Raw genomic sequence first — 9,829 nt, 5'->3', positions numbered from 1 at the left:
TCTTGACTCATCGATTGCAGTTTTGTTTTGATTTCTTCTCTGTTTTTCATGTCTTAATTATACCACATTTTATACCAAAATACACGATATTTATAGGCTTTTTTCACTGTTTTATACAAACATTGGCTTACTCTTTTTGAAGGCTGTTTTTTGGTCAATTCGTAAACCTTCTAATAACCATTTTAACTGTTGTTGGGAAAGAATGATGGTTCCTTCTTCATTCTTAACCCATTTAAAGTGTCCTTTATCTAAACGCTTATATAAAAGCCAGAATCCACTTCCATCCCAGTACAAACACTTGATCTTATTGCGATGTCGATTGCAGAAAATATACAAAGCATCCTCAAAAGGATTAAGATGATGTATATCTTGTATAAGGGATGCATAACCATCGATTCCTTTTCGCAGATCTGTGTAGTTTTTAACCATATATATTTGTGCTATCTCCTGAAACTGTATCATTGTAATGCCTTCATGATTTTGCGTAGTCCTTCATCATCCAATGAAGCATCTACTGATAAAGAAACTCCATTCATTACGAATGAAATTCTTTTCTGTTCTTTGCATTTCACTGGTACAATACTAACTTCATCTGCTTTGTTTACAGATTGGTATTTATGGTTCTTGAAACTCTGATAAGGAAGACTACGCTCTCTACAGAATCGTTTCATATTCAATCCTGATAATTGCTGTTCTTTGTGTAGCTTTTCCCAATCATAATCATATTTTACTGGCATTGACTTCACCTCCTGTTGAATATATTATCCTACAGGAGTTCTTATTTTTCTAGATGGGCTGTATTAGACGCTTACCATTAATTCGAGCAAGGAATCGGTTTTTCTCCTGAGTCAAAGTTTTCTTCAAACAAGCATTTCTACGAGTAAGTGATTTCAATTCAGCATATTCCTTTTTCTGTGAAGAAACAGGTTTCGCCTCACCTCTGACAAGAATATCTGTAATACATTTGGCATCCAGCTTATCAGTTTTTGGAAGTCCTAAGTAATCACGATATTTCTTTACCGATTCAGGGCGGATCATAATGATATTGAAACCATCCATTTTAAGACGCTCGTAGAGATTATCACCATAGATACCAGTTACTTCTAAACCAATGAAAATCTGGGATTTATCGGTAGAAAATGTAGTTAGTATATCAACAAACTTTTGATATCCAGGTAACGTGTTATTAAAAGTAAACTTCTTGATCAGGATTTTTGAATCTTTGTCCATGATACAACAATCATGTTTCATCATGGCAACATCGATTCCAACAAAAAATGAATAATGGTTCATATAAATCTTCCTTTCGTAATCAGTTCTGTATTGCACCTCTAAAGCAAGACAAACACAACCTCGTCAATGAGAAGATATGAAACAAGTTCATTCTTCAACAAACCAATCAGTGAATAAAGAGTATCTTGTTTAAAGGAATCAGTCTTTTGAAAGCAGATCAACAGTCTGCAGGAGAAAAATAGACAACCTTAGATACAGAACTACTCTATTATCTTGAAATAAGAAGAGAATTTCAACCAGTAATGACAAATGAAGTCTTACTGATTACGTTACATATTATACGAGGAGAGAAAGAAATGAAAAGAATTAAAATATTACTAGTATTATTGCTGTTGCTTGGAATCACACCAATAACAACAGGGTGTAGCAATAGTAATGAACCAAAACAAGAAGAAACAATTGAAAAGAGCAGAGGTGTTGTAGATGATTTCAGTGATCAACTTTTTCTAAATGGGAAACAGGCCAAAATGCCTACGAGCTTAAATGATCTAGGTGATGATTATACCTATGGTGATAAGATTTCTTACATTGATTTTAAAAATGATGATGGGTTTCAATGCACACTTGGAGATTTAAACTATAAGGGAGAATTTTTTTCTCAAATCGTATTATTGAATGTTAAATACGAGAATTTGGATAGGAATTCAATCATATATGGTATATTTACTGATACAAAAACTCCCAAAGAAAGCTTTTCACTTAATTCATTAATAAGAGGATCATCAAGAGATGAAATATTAGAGACATTGGGAAAACCTTCTAAGGATAGTGATGGTGTTTTACAGTACTTTAATAAAGATAACTCATTAAAAGGAGAGAGAATTGTTATTTCACTGGATGATAATGATAAACTTTCTATTTTGATATTGGGTAAGTATCCAGATGATTTAGAAGATGAAATGGAGTGATTTAAAACAAAGAAGGGAGATAATGCACTGATCAAGTGTATGTCGTGAAGTAGAAATGGAAGAAAAACTAAATAGGAGTGAAGTTAATATGATAAAAAATGAATCGACTAATGCTAATGATTCAAATTTAGAAAGAATGGTAGAAAGGCAAGTGATAAACAATGATATCGTAAGTTTAATGAAATAGACATATTGTTTGAATAGCAACGATGAATCGCTGATAAATAATCAATTAAACAGTAGTCAAGATGAATCAAAAACAATCGACTTAATTCATTCCTGAAAATTGAGGTTGTGACATATAAAGTCACACCTCTTTTTTCTATTTTGACCATTTAATCATAAAATGTGACCATTGAATTAAAAAAATAAAATTAAAATAGAAATGCGATATGATTATTCTAAAGAATAGGGGTGAAAGATTGGAAAACATATCAAGAAGGTTATCAATAAAATTATATAGAAAAGGGTACATTGGAGAAGAGAAAATAGAAAAGATTAGATTCGCCATAGAATTATGTCTTACACAGATAGTTACATTTACTTCTATATTTCTAATAGGAATACAGTTTGTAAATCTAATGGAAATATTGCTTTATCTAATTGTGTTCATAAGTGTAAAGCATTATATGGGTGGATATCATGCAAAGACATATATAGGATGCTATATACTTACAATTTTGAATACATTAGTAATTTTACAAATGTCAATATCATTCAAAAATGAAATATATTGCATGGTATCAATAATTTTAGCAGTGATATACATATACATAAGAGGGAGTGTGGTTGAAAGTGAGACGAAATTAGGTAAAGCTAAATATACTAGAAATGGAATCATAGTAACAAATGTTTTTTGCTTTATAAGTCTAGGACTTATGCTGGTAAACGAGCATGTGTACTCAAATATTATAAGTAATACGCTAAATGGAATCGTCATAATGATGGAGATAGAAATAAAAACTAGGAGGAGAGAAAGAGATGAAAAGAATTAAGATACTATTAGTATTGTTGCTATTACTGGGATTTACACCAATGACAATAGGATGTAGCAATAGTAATGATTTGAAACAAGAAGAGAAAGAAGAAATTGAAAAAAGCAGAGGTGTTGTAGATGATTTTAGTAAACAGCTTTTTCTAAATGGGAAACAGGTCAAAGTTCCTACAACTTTGACTGAATTGGGGGATGAATACTCTTATGGAAATACAGAAAAATATATGAATTTTCAACAAGATAATGGAATAACATATACACAAGGGGAGCTATTTTATAAAGAAGAATCTTATGCAAGAGTAACTCTTTATAATACAAATAATGAAAACATGAATAGAAATTCAGTAATATGCGAAATAAGATTTAAAGCTAGTAATACTGGGGATTATGCTTTACAAAATTTAAAAAAAGGAGCCTCAAGAGAAGAAATAGAGAATACTTTAGGAAAACCAAATGTTGATGATGGGGTTGTCTTACAGTACTTTAATGAAAAGGATGATGGCGAGCGAAGAAAACATAATAGAATAGTTATTCATTTGATAGATGAGAAAATAGAATATTTCATAATTACAAAAAGTTCAGAAGACTAGGAGGAAAAAAAATGGAAGAAAAGGATATAGAATTAAAACAAAAACAACCAGGAGATGATGGATATCTAGAAGAATGGTTAAAAGAATCAGGAAAAAATATAGAAGCAAAAGAACTAGCTTTTGCTATTGCAGAACATTTAGTTGGAAAGTACTCAAAGACTGGTATTGAAGGTGCAAAAGAAATAATGAAGTTTATGTCTGCAGATGAACTTGCAAACTTAATAAAAAATACGTCAGAAGAAGACCTGTCATATTTGAATGATTCTCTCAAATTGTTTGAAGATAGTGGTTCTAGTAGCACGCTAGCAAGTTTCAAAAGGCTTGTAACAGGTTTATTTACTGCTAAAGATTTACTAGATACTACAATGGATGCAAAAGTTATGATGGATGCAATACAAGATTATAATAGTACAGGAAGCACATATGATTTGATCAATGCTATATCAGAAACAATGAATACGATGGGAGATGTCACAGGATTTTTAGGACCAATTGGTGGTTATTTTACATTTTATTTAAAATTAGGTTCAGATATTATAGCAGGGATGAAAACATTGGAGGCAAAAGCCAGAGAAAAGCATGAAATATTAATGGGGTTATTAGAGCCAATGGAGGATTCAGCGACTCCAGAAGAAGCAGATGAGCTATTAAATTCATTAAGTAAAGGTGATATGAGTGAATATTATCAGAAAAAACAAATAATGAAAATAAAAAAACTATTGGATCGTTGGTTACAGAGCAAAGGAATATCATTCATTACAACAGAAGCAGCAATACATCAACTTTATCCAGACTATATTTTCATTGAAAACGATATAGAAATATTAACAAATAAAATAAAAAATCTATATTATAAAAAAACGACAGCAGAATGGAGAGATAAACAAGATCATGCATATGTATTTGGTCCAGATGGAATGATAGATAAAATAAAACAGGATGTAGATGATGCATCAAACCAAAATAAAGTAGATCCACTCATATTTGATATTGATGGAGATGGATTAAGACCAACGAGCATATTGGAAGGTGCTTATTTTGATTTGGATGGAAATGGAAAAAAAGAAAGAATGAGCTGGGTAGGCAAAGGAGATGGACTACTTGTATATGATAGAAATAGTAATGGAATTATAGATAATGGTAAAGAATTGTTCAGTAACTTTACAGTATTAGCAAATGGAACACTAGCAAAAAGTGGATTACAGGCATTGACAGAATTTGATGAGAATAAAGATGGAATCATAGATGAAAAAGATTCTATTTTCAGTAAGCTTAGATTATGGATGGATAATGGAGATGGAATCAGTGAGGCAGGAGAATTAAAAACATTAAAAGAGCTAGGAATCAAGTCAATCAGTTTAAAGACAAATGGAAATATAGGATCCATCAATGGTATCGAAATCAGGAATGAAGGAACGTATTCGAAAGATGATGGAACAACAGGAGGGTTTGGGGAAATATGGACAAAGCCTAATTATGCAGATAGTATAGAAAAGGAAACAGTTGAAATATCAGAGGAAGTAAAAAAACTGCCAGAAGTAAGATCATTTGGAAACTTGGCATCATTGCAGCAGGCAATCATGAAAGATGAAACTGGAAGAATCAGAGAGTTGATAGGTAAGATCATCTCAACATCAGATGTAAAGGCACAGGAAACATTAACCAAAGAATTGTTAAAGATAATGAGTGGAGCAGACAATATAGCATCAAGCAGTAGAGGCAGCTATATAGATGCAAAAGAACTGGCAGTAATAGAAGCATTCACAGGAGAAAAGTATGTAGGAAAAGATGGAGCAAATCCAAACAATGCAGCGGCACCAATATTAAAGGAAACGTATAAGGATATAGTTCGTACATATTTGATACAAATCATGATGAAGGGTATATTGAAAGAATATATAGGATATTTCAGCCTGACAGAGAATAATATCTTGAAAGTAGATGTAGACAGATTAAGTCGATATATCAAGCTAGATATAGTAGAGGGAAGAGATGTAGAAAAAGTATTAGCAGGGTTGGGTTATATTTTAAGTAACAAGGGTACTGAAAACAATGCATATTTTAAATTCGTAGAACAATTTAAGAATACATCATATGAAGATATAATATTGAAAAGCAATGAGAATTCGATGATAGAAACATCAGGAAATGATACATACATATATCGTAAAGAAGATGGAAATGATACGATATATGATAGAGAAGGAATCAATACACTGAAGTTTCTTGATATCGATTCAAGTGATTTGAGCTTAAACATGTCATAGTAGATGGATATAAAAGTTTAGTGATAACGATAATAAGTACAAAGAAGAAGATCATCTTGAAAGAATATTACTATGGTGGAGAAGTAAAAGTATTCAAGATGGAGTTTTCTGATGCAACAATATGGGATACAGAAGAAGTAAGTTGCAGATTTATTCAAGAATCTACAGATAAAGAAGGTGATTTTTCTTTTAATGATTATATTAGAGGTTCCAACGGCAATGATATTTTAGATGGAGGAATCGGAGATGATAAAATATGAAATTCATCTTGTTCCGATACTGCTTACAGGGATTATGATATATTTCATTAAAAACGGAAGCTGTGTTGAATGCTATACGAGACTAATCAAAATGAAATATAAAAGAAACGGCTCAGTCAGTGCAACAGTTTCTGCTGTATTATCTATCATTTTGATAATCATTGGAGAACATGAGAACTCATTGATTATATGCAATACACTGTTCATGATCATGGTCATGATGGAAATCGAGAAACGGATATGAAAGAGAGGAATAAAAGAATGAAGAGAATGAGAGTATTACTGGTGCTGCTGCTGTTTTTTGGAATGACAATAGGATGTGGTAATAATGAAAAACCGAAAGCCGACATCACAAAAAACCCCCAAGATAGCCGAGGTGTAGTGGATGATTTTAGTGATCAGCTGATTCTCAATGGAAAAAAAGTAAAGATACCTACAACATTGAACGAACTGGGATATGATTATACGTTTGGAGATGAACCATCTTTCATATATTTTGAAAATGATGAAGGAACTCCATGCGTATTGGGTAATATCTTCTATAAAGGAGAGAAATATGCGCAGATGCTTTTCCTGAACACGACAGCAGAGGAAAAAAATAGAGATTCTATCTTATTTGGTATCTTCTTTGATACGATAACGCCACAGAACAGCTATTCCATGGGTAGCCTAAACAATGAAAGTACGAAGGAAGATATTATCAAACTACTTGGAGAGCCTGATACGGATGGGAACAATGTTCTTCAGTATTTCAATAAAAAAGAAAAGAATCGAGAGGAACGGATCCTAATCAGGCTTAGCGATGAACGAAAAATGGAATATTTTACGATATCTAAATATCCAGAAAAATAAAAAGAAAGGTGGAGAAGAAAGATGGAAAAAAATTTGAGTATGACCGCAATGACTCAAAAGCAGCAGGGAGATGATGGCTACCTTGAAGAATGGATCAAGGAACAGGCAGGAACACTAACGGCAGAAAAGCTGATAGATGAAGTCATCAATCATATGGTCGCGGCGTATAAAAAGGCAAATTTCGGAAGTGCGATATTCAAAGATCTGACGGCACACGAAGTAGCGAATATCATCAAGAACACTTCGGAAAATGAAAATACGGCTATATTTGATAAATTGGGGACAAATATGGCAGAAGAGGCAGGATCTAATTTTAAAAGTATGGTTTCGGATCTCATCAATGTATACGGTATCGTCAGTGATGTCACGGAAGCATCGGATATGATAAAGAAAATCAATGATTATAATGAATCTAAAAATCCTGTTGATATGATCAGATCTGTATCCAGCATCATGTCGAACATCGGGAATGCGACCAACTATTTTGGACCTATAGGCTCATATTTTACATTCTATTTCAAAATAGGTGCAGACATCATAAGCGGTATGGAAAATTTGAAGCGATTATATGATGAACATTATGACAGACTGAATCGATTATATGACGAACTGAGCAAGGCAGGAAGTTCGAAAGAAGCTGACGAACTTGTAGATACTTTAATGAATGGATCGATGGATGAATATTACGCAAAGAAACAGATGATAGAATTGAAGGCAATCTTTGACAAATGGCTATCGAGCAAGGGAGCAGGACATATGACGACACAGCAGCAGCTGGAAATCGCATTCCCTGAATATCGTGTGAAGAATCAGAACATCATCGATCTTACAAATAAAATCAAGAACAAATACTATGAGAAAACAACAGAAACATTCCGTGAAGAACAGGATCATGAATATCTTTTCAATAACGGAGTAATAACAAAGATCAAACAGGATGTGGATGACGCATCACATCAGCAGAAAGTGGATCCGCTCATCTTTGATATCGATGGAGATGGTTTAAAACCAACGAGTATACTGGATGGAGCGTATTTCGATCTGGATGGAAATGGGAAGAAAGAGAGGATGAGTTGGGTAGGCAGTGGAGATGGTTTGCTAGTATATGACAGAACTGAAAATGGAGTCATCGATAATGGAAAAGAATTATTCAGCAACTTCACGATACTGGCAAACGGAACACAGGCACAGAGCGGTTTACAGGCACTGGTAGAATTTGATGAAAACAAAGATGGAATCATAGATGAAAAAGATTCTATTTTCAGCAAGCTGAGACTGTGGATGGACAATGGAGACGGCATCAGTGAAGCAGGAGAATTAAAAACATTAAAAGAGTTAGGAATCAAGTCAATCAGTTTAAAGACAAAAGGAAATATAGTATCCTTCAATGGTATTGAAATCAGGAATGAAGGAACGTATTCAAAAGATGATGGAACCACAGGAGAGTTTGGGGAAATATGGACAAAGCCTAATTATGCAGATAGTATAGAAAAAGAAACAGTTGAAATATCAGAGGAAGTAAAAAAACTGCCGGCAGTAAGATCGTTTGGAAACTTGGCATCATTGCAGCAGGCAATCATGAAAGATGAAACTGGAAGAATCAGAGAGTTGATAGGTAAGATCATCTCAACATCAGATGTAAAGGCACAGGAAACATTAACCAAAGAATTGTTAAAGATAATGAGTGGAGCAGACAATATAGCATCAAACAGTAGAGGCGGCTATATAGATGCAAAGGAACTGGCAGTGATAGAAGCATTCACAGGAGAGAAGTATGTAGGAAAGGATGGAGCAAATCCAAACAATGCAGCAGCACCAATATTGAAGGAAACATATAAGGATATCATACGTACATATTTAATACAGATCATGATGAAGGGAATATTGAAAGAGTATACTGGATACTTCAGTCTGACAGAGAATAATATTTTGAATGTAAATGTAGACAGATTAAGTCGATATATCAAGCTAGATATAGCAGAAGGAAGAGATGTAGAAAATGTACTAGCAGGGTTGAGTTATATTTTAAGTAACGATGGTACTGAAAGCAATGCATTTTTTAAATTCGCAGAACAATTTAAGAATACATCATATGTAGAAATAATATTGAAAAGCAATGAGAATTCAATGATAGGAACATCAGGAAATGATGTTTTGAATGGTACATCAAAGGACAACTATATTGTTGGTAATCTAGGAAATGACTATCTTGCAGGAGGAGCAGGAAACGATACGTATATTTATCGTAAAGGAGATGGGTATGATACGATCTATGATTATGAAGGAAATAACATTATACAGTTGAAAGACATCAATCCAGAAGACATCTACCTCAGAAAGTATAGTAGCTATGAAATAGATATCAACATCAAAGATGGAGGAAGGATACGTTTAACTTATGCACTACAAAATGTAAATGCTCGAAATTATAGTATCGTATTTGAAGATGGAACAATTTGGACAAAAGAAGATATCGTCAAGTACGCAAAAGTGTTAGAAGGAACATCTGGATCTGATACATTAGATGCAATGTTTGAAGAAAGTAAGCTATATGGAAGAGAAGGCAATGATACATTGAATGGCAGTAGTGGAGATGATAGAGAAGGTATATCGAATGAAAGAAGTTTGTAACGTAGATTACATAGTCTAGGTCTACAAGGAAGAT

Annotated in this window: 11 protein-coding genes; 8 read left to right on the top strand and 3 right to left on the bottom strand. The window is 33.2% G+C overall.

The features are described 5' to 3' along the window. Positions 1–111 precede the first annotated feature (111 nt). From tnpB to ACWG0P_RS15740, 3 genes are read right to left on the bottom strand one after another with little or no spacing between them, the layout of a single operon-like run. Positions 112–462, bottom strand: a complete 351-nt coding sequence (tnpB, locus tag ACWG0P_RS15750; protein WP_455802523.1) for an IS66 family insertion sequence element accessory protein TnpB — start codon at positions 460–462, stop codon at positions 112–114. Further along, a complete protein-coding gene (tnpA, locus tag ACWG0P_RS15745) occupies positions 459–737 on the bottom strand; it encodes an IS66 family insertion sequence element accessory protein TnpA (protein WP_455802522.1) in 279 nt (92 codons plus the stop codon). Before tnpA ends, tnpB begins: the two co-directional genes overlap by 4 nt. Before the next feature lie 49 nt (positions 738–786). Further along, positions 787–1,293 (bottom strand): IS110 family transposase, encoded by a 507-nt coding sequence (locus ACWG0P_RS15740; RefSeq protein WP_455802521.1) that lies wholly within the window; start codon positions 1,291–1,293, stop codon positions 787–789. Positions 1,294–1,589: 296 nt separating this feature from the next. Between ACWG0P_RS15740 and ACWG0P_RS15735 the strand changes: the two genes are divergently transcribed. The 8 genes from ACWG0P_RS15735 to ACWG0P_RS15700 all read left to right on the top strand — a co-directional run bounded on the left by ACWG0P_RS15735 (position 1,590) and on the right by ACWG0P_RS15700 (position 9,795). Next, positions 1,590–2,201, top strand: coding sequence for a hypothetical protein (locus ACWG0P_RS15735; RefSeq protein ID WP_455802520.1), 612 nt, complete (start codon positions 1,590–1,592; stop codon positions 2,199–2,201). Positions 2,202–2,593: 392 nt separating this feature from the next. After that, entirely contained in the window at positions 2,594–3,196 is a 603-nt protein-coding gene (locus ACWG0P_RS15730; protein WP_455802519.1) for an accessory gene regulator B family protein, read from the top strand. Next, positions 3,183–3,785 carry a hypothetical protein gene (locus ACWG0P_RS15725; RefSeq protein ID WP_455802518.1) on the top strand — a complete coding sequence of 201 codons (603 nt, stop codon included), beginning with the start codon at positions 3,183–3,185 and terminating at the stop codon, positions 3,783–3,785. Before ACWG0P_RS15730 ends, ACWG0P_RS15725 begins: the two co-directional genes overlap by 14 nt. A gap of 11 nt (positions 3,786–3,796) precedes the next feature. Next, positions 3,797–6,052, top strand: a complete 2,256-nt coding sequence (locus tag ACWG0P_RS15720; protein ID WP_455802517.1) for a hypothetical protein — start codon at positions 3,797–3,799, stop codon at positions 6,050–6,052. A 20-nt stretch (positions 6,053–6,072) separates the two neighbouring features. After that, complete coding sequence (locus ACWG0P_RS15715) at positions 6,073–6,312, top strand: calcium-binding protein (protein WP_455802516.1); 240 nt, start codon at positions 6,073–6,075, stop codon at positions 6,310–6,312. Then, positions 6,299–6,556, top strand: coding sequence for a hypothetical protein (locus ACWG0P_RS15710; protein ID WP_455802515.1), 258 nt, complete (start codon positions 6,299–6,301; stop codon positions 6,554–6,556). The genes ACWG0P_RS15715 and ACWG0P_RS15710 overlap by 14 nt, the downstream gene beginning before the upstream one ends. Then, entirely contained in the window at positions 6,553–7,164 is a 612-nt protein-coding gene (locus tag ACWG0P_RS15705) for a hypothetical protein (protein ID WP_455802514.1), read from the top strand. Before ACWG0P_RS15710 ends, ACWG0P_RS15705 begins: the two co-directional genes overlap by 4 nt. Before the next feature lie 21 nt (positions 7,165–7,185). Next, positions 7,186–9,795, top strand: a complete 2,610-nt coding sequence (locus ACWG0P_RS15700; RefSeq protein WP_455802513.1) for a hypothetical protein — start codon at positions 7,186–7,188, stop codon at positions 9,793–9,795. Positions 9,796–9,829 lie beyond the last annotated feature (34 nt).

The organism is Amedibacillus sp. YH-ame6 (assembly GCF_053848845.1).
This window is presented reverse-complemented; position numbering and strand designations above follow the sequence as displayed.